The organism is Paenibacillus sp. 2TAB23, from assembly GCF_052115165.1.
GTDB lineage: Bacteria > Bacillota > Bacilli > Paenibacillales > Paenibacillaceae > Pristimantibacillus.
In genome coordinates, this window is record NZ_JBFRGD010000012.1 from 192,511 (window position 1) to 209,698 (window position 17,188).

General features: G+C 48.9%; 12 protein-coding genes. All 12 read left to right on the forward strand.

Features of this window, described 5'->3' with window-relative positions; genetic code table 11:
- Window position 1: 1 nt before the first annotated feature.
- Window positions 2–1,150 (forward strand): glycoside hydrolase family 88 protein, encoded by a 1,149-nt coding sequence (locus AB4Z29_RS18515; RefSeq protein ID WP_441944494.1) that lies wholly within the window; start codon window positions 2–4, stop codon window positions 1,148–1,150.
- 254 nt (window positions 1,151–1,404) lie between these two features.
- Window positions 1,405–2,721, forward strand: coding sequence for a family 43 glycosylhydrolase (locus tag AB4Z29_RS18520; protein WP_441944495.1), 1,317 nt, complete (start codon window positions 1,405–1,407; stop codon window positions 2,719–2,721).
- A gap of 516 nt (window positions 2,722–3,237) precedes the next feature.
- Window positions 3,238–3,810: an NADAR family protein gene (locus tag AB4Z29_RS18525; protein WP_441944496.1), complete on the forward strand. Its 573-nt coding sequence runs from the start codon at window positions 3,238–3,240 to the stop codon at window positions 3,808–3,810.
- Window positions 3,800–4,624: a TIGR02452 family protein gene (locus AB4Z29_RS18530; protein WP_441944497.1), complete on the forward strand. Its 825-nt coding sequence runs from the start codon at window positions 3,800–3,802 to the stop codon at window positions 4,622–4,624. Before AB4Z29_RS18525 ends, AB4Z29_RS18530 begins: the two co-directional genes overlap by 11 nt.
- Before the next feature lie 139 nt (window positions 4,625–4,763).
- Window positions 4,764–6,389, forward strand: a complete 1,626-nt coding sequence (locus AB4Z29_RS18535; RefSeq protein ID WP_441944498.1) for a response regulator — start codon at window positions 4,764–4,766, stop codon at window positions 6,387–6,389.
- A gap of 1 nt (window position 6,390) precedes the next feature.
- Window positions 6,391–8,175 carry a cache domain-containing sensor histidine kinase gene (locus AB4Z29_RS18540; RefSeq protein WP_441944499.1) on the forward strand — a complete coding sequence of 595 codons (1,785 nt, stop codon included), beginning with the start codon at window positions 6,391–6,393 and terminating at the stop codon, window positions 8,173–8,175.
- A 13-nt stretch (window positions 8,176–8,188) separates the two neighbouring features.
- Window positions 8,189–9,175: a substrate-binding domain-containing protein gene (locus tag AB4Z29_RS18545; protein WP_441944500.1), complete on the forward strand. Its 987-nt coding sequence runs from the start codon at window positions 8,189–8,191 to the stop codon at window positions 9,173–9,175.
- Between the two features lie 157 nt (window positions 9,176–9,332).
- Window positions 9,333–10,487, forward strand: coding sequence for an extracellular solute-binding protein (locus tag AB4Z29_RS18550; RefSeq protein WP_441944501.1), 1,155 nt, complete (start codon window positions 9,333–9,335; stop codon window positions 10,485–10,487).
- Between the two features lie 148 nt (window positions 10,488–10,635).
- Window positions 10,636–12,003, forward strand: coding sequence for an ABC transporter substrate-binding protein (locus AB4Z29_RS18555; protein WP_441944502.1), 1,368 nt, complete (start codon window positions 10,636–10,638; stop codon window positions 12,001–12,003).
- An 84-nt stretch (window positions 12,004–12,087) separates the two neighbouring features.
- Window positions 12,088–12,990 carry a carbohydrate ABC transporter permease gene (locus AB4Z29_RS18560; protein WP_441944503.1) on the forward strand — a complete coding sequence of 301 codons (903 nt, stop codon included), beginning with the start codon at window positions 12,088–12,090 and terminating at the stop codon, window positions 12,988–12,990.
- A 12-nt stretch (window positions 12,991–13,002) separates the two neighbouring features.
- Entirely contained in the window at window positions 13,003–13,848 is an 846-nt protein-coding gene (locus AB4Z29_RS18565) for a carbohydrate ABC transporter permease (protein WP_441944504.1), read from the forward strand.
- A gap of 217 nt (window positions 13,849–14,065) precedes the next feature.
- A complete protein-coding gene (locus AB4Z29_RS18570) occupies window positions 14,066–17,053 on the forward strand; it encodes a hypothetical protein (protein WP_441944505.1) in 2,988 nt (995 codons plus the stop codon).
- Window positions 17,054–17,188: the final 135 nt, after the last annotated feature.

The following is a 17,188-nucleotide window of genomic DNA, read 5'->3' on the forward strand; positions in this document are numbered from 1 at the left end:
CATGCAGACAAATACGATGACGAATTACGGCGGTTATGGGCAAGCTGTCCAGTTTGCGCTTGAACGTATTCATCATAATCTTTCAACGTTTACGGAGCTTTTCCCATCCCCCGCCAGCGAGGGCTTAGTATATGCCGGCATCGTGAACGAAGACTGGACCGCCAGCTTCTGGACCGGCCAGCTCTGGCTGGCTTATGAGCTGACGGGGGGAGAACAATACCGTAACGCGGCAGAGCGCCAGCTGCCGAGCTTTAAGAAACGGGCCAGAGAGCGTATTGCGGTTGATACGCATGATCTCGGCTTTCTCTACAGCTTATCCGCTGTTGCGGAATATCGGATTACAGGCAATGAGGAGGCTAGGGCAGCGGCGCTGCTGGCTGCCGACCTGCTGGCGGAGCGGTATTTCGCGAAGGCGGGCATCATTCAGGCTTGGGGCGATCTGAATGATCCGGAGCAATGCGGCAGAATGATTATTGATTGCCTGATGAACCTGCCGCTGCTGTACTGGGCTTCGGAAGAAACAGGGAATGGCCAATATGCGGCAATGGCACGCTCCCATGTGAAGCAGTCTGCTGTTTTTCTCGTGCGGCCGGATTTCTCGACTTATCATACCTATTATATGGACGTGGAGACGGGGGAGCCGAAATACGGCAATACCCATCAGGGTTATGCCGATGATTCCTGCTGGGCGAGAGGGCAGGCATGGGGCATTTATGGTTTTATGCTTAGCTATGCCTACACAAGGGATGAAGCGCTGCTTGGGCTGTCGAAGTCGCTTGCCGATTATTTTCTAACCAGGCTGCCAGAGGATGGGATTGTTTATTGGGATCTGATCTTTACCGAAGGAACAGAGCAGGAGAAGGACAGCTCGGCAGCGGCCATCGCCGTATGCGGGCTGCTGGAGCTGGTGAAGCATTTGCCAAAGGGTGATCCGGATAGGCAGCGATATGAGCAAGCGGCTTTAACCATGCTGAGCTCGCTTTCTAAAAACTACACGACAAAAGGCGATTCGGCATCGAATGGGATATTACAGCATGCCGTTTACAACAAGCCAAGAGGAATGGGAGTGGATGAATGCACCATTTGGGGTGATTATTTTTACGTGGAGGCGCTGGCTAGGGTAATGACGGAGTGGCGGTTATATTGGTAACCGCCCCGTCTCGCGGCATGTAACGAGACTGAAGCAAACGGTTTTGTCATAGCTGACGCGGTCAAATTCGAATATGTGCTTTAATGACTAAGCAGTCAAGCAGCTTGCTCCGTTATGGATATAACGGAGCAGGCTTTTTAAATTTATAAACCCCCTATATTGTTTACGATTGCCTCATGGCAGCAAGGATGCGGTGCGGGTTATGCTGGAGAAAGCTTCACTTCATTCGCATGATATATGGGAGGATAACCATTATGAATAGGAAAGACAGGCAAGCCGATAAGCTTTCTTCACGCAATCCGATTATCAACACGATATATACGGCTGATCCGTCCGCGCATGTGTGGGAGGATGGCCGCGTATATATCTATGCTTCCCATGACATGGACCCGGCAAGAGGCTGCGATCTCATGGACAGGTACCATGTATTCTCATCGGCTGACATGGTGAATTGGCAGGATGAAGGGGAGATTCTGCGCTCGGAAGATGTATCCTGGGGCCGGCCGGAGGGCGGCTTTATGTGGGCGCCGGATTGTGCGTATAAGAACGGGACCTATTATTTCTATTATCCGCATCCAAGCGGCTCGGCATGGAACGATACATGGAAAATCGGTGTTGCGACGAGCAAAAAACCGGCAAGCGGTTTTGTTGATCAAGGCTATGTTCCTGGACTAGGCGGATTTGCATTAATTGATCCTTGCGTGCTGGTTGATGAGGATAATCGGGCGTATATGTATTATGGCGGCGGCAGCAGATGCGAGGGCGGCGAGTTGAACGACGATATGCTGTCAATTAAGGGCGGCATGCTGGAAATGGAAGGGCTGGAGGATTTCCACGAAGCGGCTTGGGTGTTCAAACGCGAGGGGCTGTACTACCTCACTTACGCGGATAACCTAGAAGGAAACAACCGGATGAGATACGCGACTAGCGACAAGCCGCTCGGTCCTTGGACGTACCGTGGTATTTTCCTTGAGCCGACCGGCTGCTCCACTACCCATGGCTCCGTAGCCGAATTTAAAGGCCAATGGTATTTGTTCTACCATAATCAAGAGATTTCGGGCGAAGGAAATTTAAGAAGCGTGTGCATCGATTATCTTCATTTTAATGAGGACGGTACGATTCAGACCGTTGTTCAGACAAAAGAGGGCGTGCTGCCAGCAGGCGATGCGCCAAGCGAAACGTTGGATTTTCAAATTTATGAGGCAGCAGCGTGCAGCACGGGCGGAGGTGCGAGCCTTGAAGTGGATGAACAAGGAAATCGTTTCGTCAGCGGCTTGCAGAATGCAGGCTCATATTGCGAGTTTGAACATATTGCAGGCGAAGAGGGTGGCCGAGCAGCGCTTCTTATCCAATATGCAACGGAGGATCGATTAGCGAAGCTGCATTTGACGGTAAACGGAAGCGATTATTCCTTGCTTAATGCGCTTTCGACAGGCAGCTTGTCCGAATTTAGTGGTGAAGCGAGAATTACGGTTCCTTTGGAACAGGGGGATCGCAACACGATCAGGCTGTCGGGCGGGAATGGAGAGGTAAGAGTGGTCCGTCTGTTGGTTGGATTGCTGGATAGCTGATAGGCGCTTATAAAAAGGAAAGTAAATAACGGGGACAAAGGATAGTAAATGAAGCAGGAAAAGGAAAGTAACCGACGCAATTCGTGAACATAACCGCTATAAAATAAAGCTGATATTCGTAAAAAAGGTTGTCCCAAAAAGGGTACCCAGAGTAGGGCAATTCCATGACAAGAATAGAAGGACCTTTAACACACTGTGAAAGTGGAGTTAAAGGTTCTTTTGCAACTCTATGATATGGAAAAGGCGGGAACTGAGTTAGCTAAAAAATGAGTTAGTTGTCCCTACGTGATAAACCGCAGCTGTTAAAAGAGGGCTGTGGTTGTTCCTTTTGCAGATTCCAGTGGCTAAAAAAGCATTTGACATAAGGAACCAAATGATATATTTTAATATTATCATATTGATAATATTACAACGATATTAACGTATCGTGTAGAGGCTGCCTCATTAAATGAAATATGAATCCCCGTAAGTCATCTTTATTGAAACGGAGCGTTTCAAACCGGAAAGGAGAAACCAATGAAAAATCATTTGGAGCTATTACAAAAGGAGTACCGTACGGGAAAAAACATGAGCTTCTTATTCTTCTGGGGTCATACACCGCCTGCAGAAGGAAAAATCGATCATAGCTGCTTTAGCCAATGGTGGCTGTGCTCTTTTCAAATCGAAGGCACTCGTTATTCCAGTACCGAACAATATATGATGGCGGAGAAAGCCCGTTTATTCCAAGACGAGAATATGCTGGAGAAAATCATGCAAACCAATAAGCCCAAAGCGATTAAAGCCTACGGCCGGGCTGTTAAAAACTTTGATAGCCATCTATGGGAGCAGCGCAGCTATGACATCGTTAAACGCGGCAACGCAGCCAAATTTGAGCAGAACCCGGAGCTGTGGGACGTTCTGCAGCAAACGGGAAACCGTATTCTGGTTGAAGCCAGTCCGTTTGACCGGATTTGGGGAATCGGCATGGAGAAGAGCGACCCTCATGCGCTCAATCCAATGCAATGGCGCGGCACAAACCTGCTGGGCTTTGCTCTAACCGAAGTGCGCAATGAGCGGCTTGAGAAAGAGGAGAAGTTAGATGGATCGTAAGAAAATAGCACAGGAATCGCTTCATATCATGCAGCAAGGCTTTTATATGCGTGAAGGAAAGCGGATTGCATTCGCGGAGCAGCAAAAAGCTTCAGAGGAAAAGAGCGTACTCATTACGCCTGAAGAAGGAAAAAAACTAGCAACAAATTATCATTCAAGGCCGGATGCGCCGCAAGCGAAAAAGACGGTCGCGAACATAGCTACGGTTCAAGCCATTTTGCAGCTGAATGAGGCGAGGAAAAGCAAGATTGGCGTACTCAATTTTGCAAGCGCCAAAAATCCCGGCGGCGGATTCCTTAATGGAGCCATGGCACAGGAGGAAAGCCTCGCCGCATCCAGCGGTTTGTACGCCACACAGCTCTGCCATGAAGGCTATTACTTAGCCAACCGTGCTTTCAGCTCCATGATGTACACCGATTATGCGATTTACTCGCCTGACGTGGTCTTTTTCCGTGATGAGCGTTTCAACTTGCTGGAGAAGCCGGTTACCGCTTCGGTGCTTACGCTGCCCGCTGTCAATTACGGACAGGTCATTCTAAAGGGAGAGGACAGCAAGCAAGCGCAAAAAACGATGAAGGATCGCATGCGTTTAGCGCTAACTATCCTAGCGGCAAAAGGAGATCAAACTGTCGTTCTCGGGGCATACGGCTGTGGCGTATTCCGCAATGACCCCGCTAACGTTGCCCGATGGTGGAAAGAGCTGCTTATGGATGAGGGGTATGATACGCATTTTGATGAAATCATATTTGCTGTGCTGGATACTTCTAAGGCAGAAAGCATCATAAAGGCTTTCAAGTCAGCCAATTTCATATAAGCGCCAAAATATCGGCCTCTGCAGGTCGTTTTTTTTATGTGTGCGTTTATGAATGAATTGTAAGCAGCTCCCTTCTCATGCATAATTGGTGTATATTGTACGGTGTGATACGCAATGCCAACAGACTGGAGAGGCTTTGATGTACAAAGTAATTATTGTCGATGATGAAGCAGTAGTCCGGATTGGGTTAAAAAATACGATTAATTGGAATGAGCATGGCTTCGAGCTAATCGGCGACTATGCCAACGGCAGGGAAGCTTGGGATGCGGTGGAGCTGGACCGGCCGGAGCTGGTCATTTCCGATATCAGCATGCCTTTCATGGATGGGCTTGAATTGGCGGGATTAATATCATCCCGGTTTCCGTATATCAAAATGATTATATTAACGGGCTTCGATGAATTCGAATATGCCCAGCAGGCGATTCGGCTGAAAATATCCGACTTTATCCTAAAGCCGATTACGGCGCAGGAAATTCGCAATCTGCTCGATCGCATTCGGGCGGAGATGGATGAAGAGAAGCAGCGCCGCGAGGATCTGAGCAGGCTGACCAGTCAGCTGGAGCAGAGCCTGCCGCTGCTTAAGGAGCGTTTTTTGGAGCGATTGGTCGCTGTCGGCTTAGGTGAAGCGGAGATTGCGGAGCGCTTCGCCTATTTCAATTTGCGGCCGCTTTCTCCTTTATTTTTGGTCATGGTCGTTGATATTGATGATTTCGGCGAGCGTGAGCTTACTTCCTATGAGCATGATGCTGAGATTTTGCGATTTGCGGCTTATGATATTTTGAGGGAGACGCTTGCGGGAGACCACGTGCTCACTTTCCGGACTCGCGAGGAGCGGATGGTTGCAATCGTTTTCGGCGAGCAGAGTGAGAGCTTGCTGTATGAGCAGGTATTCTCGCTTGCGGAGGAAGTTCGTTATCAGGTGGAGAAATATTTGAAATTCACGGTCACGGTTGGAATCGGCAGGGCTTGCACGAGCGCTGGGCAGCTGCCATTCTCTTATAAAAGCGCATTGTCCGTGCTGGACTACCGGTTTCTGTTTGGGAAAAACAGGGTGCTTAGCATTATGGATATGGAGGGCCAGCCCTCTAATGGGCTGCCGCTTAGCTTTGACTTGGACCGAAAGCTTGCCTCGGCGGTAAAGACGGGAGCGGCTAAAGAGGCTTATACGCTGATCGAAGCAGGGGTAGCCGAGCTGAAAAGGTCATTGGTTCCCGTAGAGTCCTGTTTGCTGCAAATGCAGAAGGTCGTGCTGTCACTAATGAACTCGGTCCAGGAGCTGGCTATCCACGAGCTGGATCCCCCTCTGGAGCAGCGGATAAATTTAATGCATGTGTATAAATTCAAGACGTTGGATGAAATGGAAGCATGGCTGAAGGAAGTCGTGGGCTCGGTTATCGCCACCCTCTCCGAAAACCGCAATTATTTAACCAATCAGCAGATTCATCGGGCGGTGGAATACATCGATAGTCATTATGCGAACGAAAAAATGTCACTTCAGGATCTTTGTCGTCATGTCCTGATGAGTTCAAGCTATTTCAGCCTTGTATTCAAGCAGCATACTGGAGAAACCTTTATTGAATATTTGACAGGCGTACGCGTAGCCAAGGCCAAGGAGCTGCTGCATAACACGACGATGAAGCTCTACGAAATTGCCGAGCAAGTCGGCTACAAGGACCCGAACTATTTCAGTATTTTATTCAAGAAGCATACGGGCATCACGCCCAAGGATTATCGGGACAAACAAGTGAAGGGGAGCGGAGCCTAGCATGCTCAAAGAACGTTTCTTTCCTTTATTCCCCCTCAAAAGCATTCAATCCAACATCTCATTAGCGTTTTCTTTGCTCATTCTGGCGGCCATTGTGCTGACAAGCTTAGTCAGCTACCAGATATCGGTAGCAGCCGTCGAGCGCAATTCGAAGGGCTACATCGAGGAAATCATAAAGCAGGTTAACTTAAACATTCAATCCTACGTCGATAATATGGAGAATATTTCGCTGCTGGCCCTGACAAACAAGGACGTGAAATATTACATATCCGACAACAGCTTCATTAGCTCCGAGAATCGCCGCACCTACGAGAAACGTATTTCGGACCTGTTCCAGGCGATTCTTTATACGCGCAATGACATAGCCTCCATCATGGTATTTGGCTACAATGGCCGTTTCGTATCTGACCGGAGGATTACAGCGCTTAACCCGAACACGAAGCTCGAGGACCAGGGCTGGTACCAGTTGGCGAAGGCGGCAGGCGGGCAATCGGTTGTTTCCTCGCCGCATGTACAAAACTTGATCGAGAACGAATACCGCTGGGTCGTATCCCTCAGCCGCGAGCTTAAGAACACCGACGGCATAACGGCCGAGGGCGTTCTCCTTGTCGATCTTAACCTAAGCGTGATCAACGACATTTGCAACAGAATCAACCTCGGCAAAAAGGGTTATCTGTTCATAGTCGACGAGAAAGGAAATATCGTGTATCACCCGCAGCAGCAGCTTATTGACAGCAAGCTGCGCTCGGAGCGCATTCCCGAGGTGCTGCAAGCATCGAGCGGCGGATCCTTTGTCGTTAACGAAGGCGACGGCAAACGGATTTACTCGGTCCAGGATACTAACTTTGGCTGGCGCATCGCCGGTGTCGCCTATACGGACGATCTTATTGCAAGCAAGGATGACTTGCGAAATTCGATTATTTTTTATTCGCTGTTTGGCTTAGCCATATCCCTGCTGATCTCGATTGGTCTCTCGCACCGGCTGTCGAAGCCGATCAAAGTGCTTCAGTCGGATATGAAGCAGGTGGAAAAAGGGAATTTCGACATTCAGACGGAGATCGGGCAGATGAATGAGATTGGCCAGCTTGGCCGGTCGTTCAATTTAATGGTCAGTCGAACGAAGTTTCTGATGGAAGAGACGATCCAGAACCAGGAGAACAAGCGAAAGAGCGAGCTGCTGCTGCTTCAATCGCAGATCAACCCGCATTTTCTGTACAATACGCTCGATTCGATTGTCTGGATGGCCGAGCAGAAGCAGCATGAGGAGGTCGTGCTGATGACGTCCGCGCTTGCGAAGCTGTTCCGTGCCAGCATTACGAAGGACCAAGAGCTTGTGCCGATCCGTGTGGAGATTGAGCATATTACCAACTATTTGCTGATTCAGAAAATGCGTTACAACGATGAGCTGAATTATATCATCGATATGGAAGAATCTATTCTCGGCTATAAGACGCTAAAAATATTGCTTCAGCCGTTTATCGAGAATGCCATCTATCATGGCATTCGCAGCATGTACGGCATGGGAGACGGACTAATTGCGATACGGGGAAGGCAATCGGGCGAGCATATCATATTCGAGGTCGAGGATAATGGCCGTGGCATGTCGCAAGAGCAGCTTGGAAMGCTCCTCATCAATCAGGAGGAGGATTCCCGCCATCAAGGAATAGGCATTCGCAACGTGAACGAGCGGATTAAGCTCTATTTTGGCCATGAATACGGCATTCACATTCGCAGTGAAATCGAGGAGGGTACTTGCATTACCATCGTCATACCTAAGCTCGGTTAAGGGGTGCAGAGTTGTGCGGAAGCATCGATTTACGATAGGACTTATCGTTGTAGTAGCGGTAGTCTCGATTTATTTGTTGTTTAATCTTAGGCTATTTTCCGGAGCGGCACATGACGAGAAAAGCGTAACGTTAATCCTGCAAACTTTAAACGTTCGCCACGATTTCTGGCAAGCCGTCAATGAGGGTGCCGAGGCCGCTGCCAAGGAAATTGGCGCAAAGCTGAATGTGGAGGGGCCGCTATCCGAAGAGGACGCAGCCTCGCAAATTAGGCTTTTGGAAGAAGCCATCGTACGTAAGCCCCAGGCTATTGTAATTGCTGCAATTAAGCATAATCGCATGCCGGCAGCACTTGCCAAGGCACGTGAGGCAGGGATAAAACTAGTTATTATCAATTATTCGCCTGCTATGAAGCCTGCTCCTGCGGTAGTCTCCAGCAACCATACAGAGGCGGGGAAGTTAGCTGGTCTTACGGCCATTGAGGAAACAAGCGGAAAGCCGATTATAGCTGTCATAAGCGATTTTGCGGATTCGCTTACCTCCGAGGAGCGTCTGGCAGGCATGAAGCTTGCTTTGGATGGTTATCCGGGCTCTATGCTTTCTCCTTTATATGCAGAAGGCTCCGAGGAGCGTGCCTATGAACTGTCTAAGCAATTGCTCCTCAGCGATTCGCCGATTAATTCGATCATCACCATGAATGCATCGGCATCGCAAGGAGCCGCAAGGGCTCTCATGGAGTATAACCGGGCAAAGAGTATCAGCCTGATTGGGTTCGACAGCACCAGCGATGAAGTGAAGCTGCTGGAAGCAGGCATCATCCGGGCCGCGATTGTACAGAAGCCATTCAACATGGGCTATCTTGGTGTGAAAACAGCACTGAAGCTGATAGAAGGCAGCGCTGTCGAGCCAATTACTTACATGGATTCAAACGTCATTACGAAACAGAACATGTATACCTCCGAAAATCAGAAGTTATTGTTTCCTTTTATTAATAGCAAGTAGAACTTCCGTGAAAGGATACGATGACAAGATGGTGCAAAAATATCGTTTGATGCAGCCGTTGATTTCTGCTATTCCATTGCTTCTCCTTTCGGCTCTCCTCGCTTCTTGCATGAATGCGGCGCCGCAGCCTACTGCGCCCCCGAAGGAGGAGCGAGCCTTGATTCGTTTCGTTGCGGCCGAATACAGCACGGAGACAAAACCGCTGCTCGAGAAGCTGGTGAAGGAATTCGGACGAAGAAACCCGCTGATCGATGTGGAGCTGCAGGTAGCGAACTGGGATATTCTCGACGGAATCTATACATCCATGATTAGTAAAAACCAGCCGCCGGATTTGCTGAATACGAATGTGTACGCGCATTACGCCAAGGATGGATTGCTAAACGACATGGGTGATATTTTATCACCGGAGCTTACGGCTAAGCTATATCCGAATTTAGTGGAAATGGATCAGATGGACGGCATTCAGTACGCTGTTCCCTATGTAGCGACAACCCGTAACCTCTATTACAACAAGGATTTGCTGCAGAAAGCAGGTGTGGATGCTCCTCCAACCACCTGGTCCGAGCTAGAGCAAGTCGCGCAGAAAGTGAAGGAACTTGGCATAGCGGAAGGATTTGGCTTGGATCTTACCGATAATGAAACCCAGGCTTCACTGACGTATATTTTCTATGGTGCAGGGGGCGAATGGACAAAGGACGGGAAGTGGAGCATTAACTCACCGGCTAATGTAGAAGGGGTAGCTTTTCTGAAGGAGCTATTCGACAAAGGCTTGACGGATCCAGAGCCCACCGTAACGACGCGGGATGAGAAGCAGCGGATTCTGGGCGGCGGACAGCTTGCCATGATGATTTCCGGCAATTATTTCTCATCCGTCGTGCCGAAGGAATTTCCGGATTTGAACTGGGGCAAGGGCCCGATTCCCGTTAAAGACGGAATGCCGCCGATTACATTCGGGGTGCATGACGTACTCGTTTCATTCAAGACGGACCACACGAACAAAGAAGCGCTGTCGAAGTTTTTGGATTTCTTGTACGATGACAAGGAATATGAGGAAATGGTCAAGCGGGAGGGCTTTCTGCCCGCCACGACGACGGTTGGATCGAGTTTGTCGGCAAAGAACGATGCCATAAAAAGCGACCTCGAGGCGCTCAGCAAAGCGAAATTTTATCCGATAAAACAGCCTTCCTGGCAGGCGGTGCTAGATTACGCCCGCAAAATGGGCGATGCCGTCCTTTATGAGCATATGACGCCAAAAGCGGCACTCGACCAGCTGCAGCAGTTCGCTGAGAGCAAACGTGTTCAAATGAACTAGATCATAGAAAAGAAGATAATAAAGAATATATGGAAGATATTCAATAGAGATAAAAGCCCTCCCAATTTATGATGAACTTACGCGAAAGAGCGCAGCAGCATGCTCGTACAAACAGCGTAAAACATTATTTTTGGGAGGGTTTGCTTTAATGATGATGAAGAAAAAATTTGCAGCGCTCGGGATTGCCGTTGTATTGGCAACCGTATCGCTAGCTGGTTGCGGATCAAACAATGGAAACAGCAACGCGACGAATGCCCCTTCTAACTCGGCTCCTGCCGCAGAAGAAACAAAAACCCCCGATGCAGGAACAGAGACAACCAAGCTGACTGGCGATTTCGAAATTCAATACTTCGTTGGCGGTTATGGAGACAAATGGTGGAAAAAGGTTATTGCCGATTTCCAAGCCGCAAACCCCGAGCTCAAAATCAAAGAATCTGCCGGACCAAAAATAAATGATCAAAACAGGCCTCGCTGGATCGGGGGAAATCCGCCGGACTTCGTATACATTGACGGCCCCGTGCTTAATGACCGCCAAATGGTCGAGGATGGCCAGCTTGAGGATCTGACGGAATGGCTGAAAGAAGCCAAGAATGTCGATGGCGACTTGATCACGGATATCCTTGCACAGCCTGCGCAGCAATTCGACGGCAAGGTGTATAACATTCCGCTCGTGCTTAATTCATGGGGCGTATTCTGGAACAAAGCGCTCTTCAAGGAAAAAGGCTGGGCCGAGCCGACTGATTTCCCATCGTTCATTGAGATCAGCGACAAAATCAAAGCAGACGGCGTAACGCCTTTTATTCACACAGGCAAATACCCGTACTATATTAACGGTTCCATTCTTTATCCGGCTATCGTGTCGGCAAACAATAACGATTACACGATTCTTCAAGATATGGCGGCTAACAAGGTCGAAGCGTTCGAGAGCCCGGCGGTGCTTACGGCTTTGAACAAAATCGTGGAGCTGCGCGACAAAGGCTTCATTGATAAAGCATCGATTCAAATCAACCACACCGATTCCCAAATGCTTTTCCTGCAAAATAAAGATGCATTTATTCCGAACGGCCTCTGGCTGCCTAACGAGATGGCAAAAGATGTGCCAGCCGGCTTTGATTTTGGCTTTATTCCTTCCGTAACGCAAGAAGCAGGCGGCAAGGTTGTCGCGAATACGTCTACGGCAACCGTAGCGATCGCGAAAAACGGCAAAAACAAAGAAGCCGCAAAAGCGTTCCTGCAGTTTATTTTCTCCAAAGAGCAAGCTTCCCAGTGGGCAGAGCTAAGCGGTGCGCCTTCCAACATTAAAGGCGACATCAGCGCTTCGAACGCTCCAAGCTTTGTGAAGGACGCTGCCAAATATTTGACTGACCCGAACACGATTGTCATTCCGACGATTACTTACAATGCCGATGTAGACAAAGCGATGATGGATGCGACAGATGCATTGACCATCAGCTCCATTACGCCGGAGGAATGGGTAAAGCGGGTTACGGACGCCGTGAAAAAAGCGAGCAAATAATAGCCTTTACTAGCATGCAAAGCGGGGTGATCAAGGCATGCTGCCTCGATCGCCCTCTGCGAGTTTACTTGGGGGGATGGAAAGATGAACGCAGGTACGGCAAAGTGGCAGAGAAATATATTTATCGCATCGTTTATCATCCCTACGCTGCTTTTCTTCGGCGTATTTACGATTTATCCGGTTGTGCAAGGGCTTTATTACAGCTTCTTTGATTGGTCCGGCATGTCGGACAAAAAAACGTTTGTAGGCTTTGACAATTTCGTAGAGATGTTCCACGATCCTATCGTTTGGCGAGCGATTGGCAACGATTATTTTTTGGTGGCAGGCAAAGTAGTCGGCATTATGCTGCTCGCGACTTTTTTCGCCGTAGCGCTCACGCGTTTTGGCTTCCGCTTGGCAGGCTTTTTCCGCTCGATCTTCTTCATTCCGAACGTTATTTCCGTCGTTGTTATCGGCGTATTGTGGAATTTCATATATAATCCGCAAATTGGGTTTTTGAATGGGTTTTTGTCCTTGTTTACGAAGGAGCAGGTCACGATAACATGGCTTGGCTTCACGGACCATACAATATGGATGCTGCTTCCTCCTGCTATTTGGGCGGGAATCGGATTCTATATGATTCTGCTCATCGCAGCCATTCAAAGCATCCCCGAATCGTATTACGAAGCGGCGAACATAGAAGGCGCAGGCGAGTGGAAGCAGTTCTGGAGCATTACGGTACCGCTGACGTGGGAGCAAATAAAAGTGTCAATCTTGAACATTATGATGACCACCCTGAACGGCTCTTTCGTAATCGTCTGGATCATGACCGAGGGCGGGCCGGACAACAGCACGCAGGTTATGGGCTCTTACTTGTATCAAATGGCATTCCGTCAATACCATTTCGGGTACGGCGCTTCGATCGGGTTTGTCATCTTGGTCCTGTCGCTAATTACGACCATCGTGCTTCAGCGGTTAATGCGTCATGATTCCGTTGAGATGAGCTAAGGGGGAAATAAGATGGACATCAGAATTAAAAATCCGATAGCAAAGCTAATTATTTACGTGATTTTGCTTTTATGGGGCATATCGGTTTTGTACCCGCTGCTGTGGACTTTGTTCGATTCCTTAAAAGATAATGAGCAATTTTTCTTGAATGCGCCGTGGTCCTTACCGGAAATGCCGCTGCTTTGGTCCAATTTCTCCTATGTATGGAGCAAATACAACTTTAGTACGTATTTTGTCAACTCGCTTGTCATTACGCTAGGGTCAACCTTGCTGGCGCTGCTGCTCTCGGCAACGACGGCTTACGTGCTGGCGAGATATAAATTCAGGGGCAGCAATACGCTCTTTCTGCTTTATATTTCCTCGATGATGGTACCCTTTGTCCTTGCGCTCATTCCTTTGTTTTTCTTAATGAATGCCATGGGATTGATCAATACGAAGCTAGGCTTGATATTCGTATATACCTCAAGCTTGCTCGCTTTCGGCATCTTCGTGCTGGTCGGCTTCTTCAAATCGCTGCCGAAGGAGCTGGAGGAAGCGGCTATCGTGGATGGCGCTTCTTATTACGGGACGTTCTTCAAGGTCATGCTGCCGTTATCCCAACCTGGCCTAATTACAATCGGCATTGTCAATATTCTAAATATATGGAATGAGTATATCGTAGGCACCATTCTCATCAATGATCCTACGCAATACACCTTGCCGGTAGAGATCGGGGTTATGCAGGCAGAGATGCAGTACCGTACCGAATGGGGCCCGTTATTCGCGGCACTGCTGATTACGATTATTCCGGTCCTCATCGTCTATATTATTTTCCAACGGCAGATCGCAAGCGGAATTACGGCTGGTGCGGTGAAATAAATGCAGTGATAAGTTAGAAGAGCGCCTATATCGGGCGCTCTTTTTGCTATCTATGAGTAAAAAAAGTTCTCTTTATGAATATATTATATAATTAGTTATTCAAAAAGAATAATTTTGTATATAATAATGCTTACCATGCACATTATTTCCAGCTCAGAGAAAGACGATAGATGCCTATTCATGCATAGAATTTAAATCGAAATGGAGGATGAAGAAAGTGAATGTACGAAACAAAATAATGGTATCCGTTATCATTTCAAGCTTGTTCGCCGCGCTGCTCACGGGTTTGCCGCTGGGAAGCTGGAACCAGCCAGTAGGTGGAGGCAGCTTGGGGATTGCGAGCGCCGCCGAAGCGGTGCCTAAAGCTAGCTTGGTTAAGTGGCGGGAATTTCATGAGGCGCTTGCCGCTGGTGATCAGGCCGATGCCCAGCATGTGTTCAATCTGCGAGACGAGCTTGATGGGCTGGATGACTTGAATGACCAGTCGCTTATTGATCCGATATGGAACAAGATGGCGCTGAAGCTTCCTGCACATGTCGATAAAGTAAAAGTGAAAGCCGATCTTTTTCGGTTTTTCAAAGCAGTCATTGTAACTCAATTGGATCCGCAGGCCAGCGAATTGGAAAATATCCGTAGCAATTCCGATTACCGTGCGGCGCTTCAAGCAATCTCTGCTGCGGCGGGGCAGCCAAGCCTGACACTCGAGGATTTTCTAATCTTCTTATATGGCGACGGCAACAGCCGCAAAGGGCTTGAAGGGACCATCAGAGAAGAAATCCGTAATATGGATCCGTTTTCGCTAATGGCGCTGACGCAGGAAAGAGAGAAGGTAAACGATCTTCTATTCTCCGAACTGAAGGAGGTGCTTGGGTTATCCAATGACTATCAGGTTAGCAGGGTTTTCCGCAATCTAGGAATAACCGCTCTGAACATGCAGGAGGTGCTGCAAAGCTTCGGGAATAGGCTACAGCTCGATACGGATGCTTTTGTCGGAATCGCCGTCGCCTATATGCGCTCGAATGTGAGCACCAGCTACCGTATAGCCCATTACGATGGCAATGTCACGGACGGCCGTATTTATCATTATGATCTAGGCGTATTCGGATCCTATGTTTTGCCTGATCAACTGGTTTGGTCCAAGCTTTCGGGAAGCTCTGATCTGTTGGTCTTTCCTAGGGGGGGCATGCAATTAGTTTACCCTGCAGCCAGCGGAGAAGCGCTTATTCAAGTCAACCTGCTTCATCCATACGGCGGTCCGGACAAGGTAATCCTCGAGGAAGAGATGAGGCATTCGCATTCATTTGCGGACTTTCCGGAGGAGCCCTTCTTCGCGAGAATGAGCAAGTTGTACGGAACGCTCGCAGAGGGGCCGCCTTCTGACTTGTCAAATGTACGCAGCCTGCAGGACGAGTGGGCGGCTCTTGATGTGGATTCAAATTTGCAACTGCTCGATCCCATTTGGAATAAGCTGGCGATCCGATTCTCGGCAGCACAAGCGGACCGAATGAAACGGGCCCTGTTTCAACTGCTGAAAGAGACTGCAGGCTTGTATTTCGACCCGCAGGAGGCCCGGTTGGATGCCATTCGCACTAACGCTGACTATAAGCTGCTGTTTAATAACATCATCCCGGTTTACTCCAACGGCGCTGAGCAGCTTCTGATCCTACTGTTCGGCGATGACGCCGCAAGGGGCGGGGTGCAAGGCGAATGGCTGGGACTTCTTGCAAGACAATCTCCGCAGGACTTGATCGCCCTGCTTCATAATGATGAGAAGCGCAAGCAACAGCTTCGATCGGCAATCGATACGGTCTTTAGCGAATCGGATGACGGGCAGCAAGCGACCTATTTTTATGCTTTGGGCAGCGCTCTTAAGCAAAGAGGGGTGACAACGGAGGATATCCTAAGCGTCTTGAGCGGCTTTGAAGATAAGCTTGCACATAGCGAATCAGCTGCCAGTGCCATGCTGAGCGCCTACTTTCGCTCAGAAGCACAGGAAACGGCGATCATTAGCGATGATGGGCTGAAGCATGCCTATGCGTTGTCTGTGCTTGGAAAGTCCGTCCCTGCCGAGCTTCTGACATGGTCCAAAGTATCAGGCAGCAATGCTGTGACGGTACTGCCTGATGGCGTCGTTACGATCCCGCCCTATACGCCGGAGGTGTCTGCTGTCATCCAGGCAAAGGCGATCAGCCCGGATGGACAATCGGAGAGCCTTCTTTTCCGGAAAGAAATAACATTGAAGGCCGCCGATACAGGAAGCGAGCCCGTTATCCCGGCGCTCCTGCTGGAGCGTATGAACAGGCTGCATGAGGCTATTGCAGCTGGAGGCTCCCAATCGGCACAGAAAATACACGCTGTTCAAGAAGAGATAGCCGGGCTTGATGATACCGAGATGCAGTACATCATAGATCCGATATGGAATAAATTAAGCGATAAGCTGCCAGCCTCCGTTGATGCTGTACAGCTAAAGACCAGCCTATTCCGAATATTCAAGGCTGCTGGAGCCTTTCAGTATGATCCTCAAGCATCAGAGCTTAAGGCCATGTTGGCGAATCCCGAATATCAGGCTGCACTAGCAATCCTGACGGAAGCCGGCGGCACTACAGATGTGAATATCAACGATATGGTTGTTTTTCTATTCGGCGATGGGAGTCAGGCAAAGGGAATCGAGGGAACTGTTCGCGAGCTTCTAGCAGCCAAGAAACCGAAGGAGATCACGTCACTGTTTGCTAATAAGAAAGCGGCAAGCACCCTTATCAATCAATCTTTAACCGAGGTATTGCAGCAAAAAGACCGGTATGCCTTAAGTGAATGGTTTCATGGATTGGGCATTACGGCGGCTGAGTGGCAAGCCGTTTCCCTAGGCTTTCAGCAAGCGCTGGAGAAGGAGAAGCCGGCCATGCATGCTTGGCTAATGGCATATATTCGTTCCGAGGTTCAGGAAACGGTGACTATTAGCGATAATGGCACGAAGCATCAATACAGGCTTAGCGTATTAGGGGTAGAGCTGCCGTCTGCATTCGTGAAGTGGATTAAGCTATCTGGAGACCAAGCGGTAAACGTAAAGCTGAACGGAACGGTGTCCCTTTCGAATAAAGGATTAAGCGGGAGAGCGATTATTCAAGCGGTATGGCTGAATGCAGCCGGGGGAAATGCAAAGGTTATTTTTCAGAAGGAAGTAGAGCTCGTCAAGGAAACGAAATAAGAAAAACGTTAAATAGGGTACGGGATTGATCTTTTCGGATAAGCGGCTCATTCTCTAACGAGATTGCAGCTGCTTATTTTCGTTGCGGAGTGCCCTCATATTTACTTCCAGCTATCTATACTGGATAATAAAGAA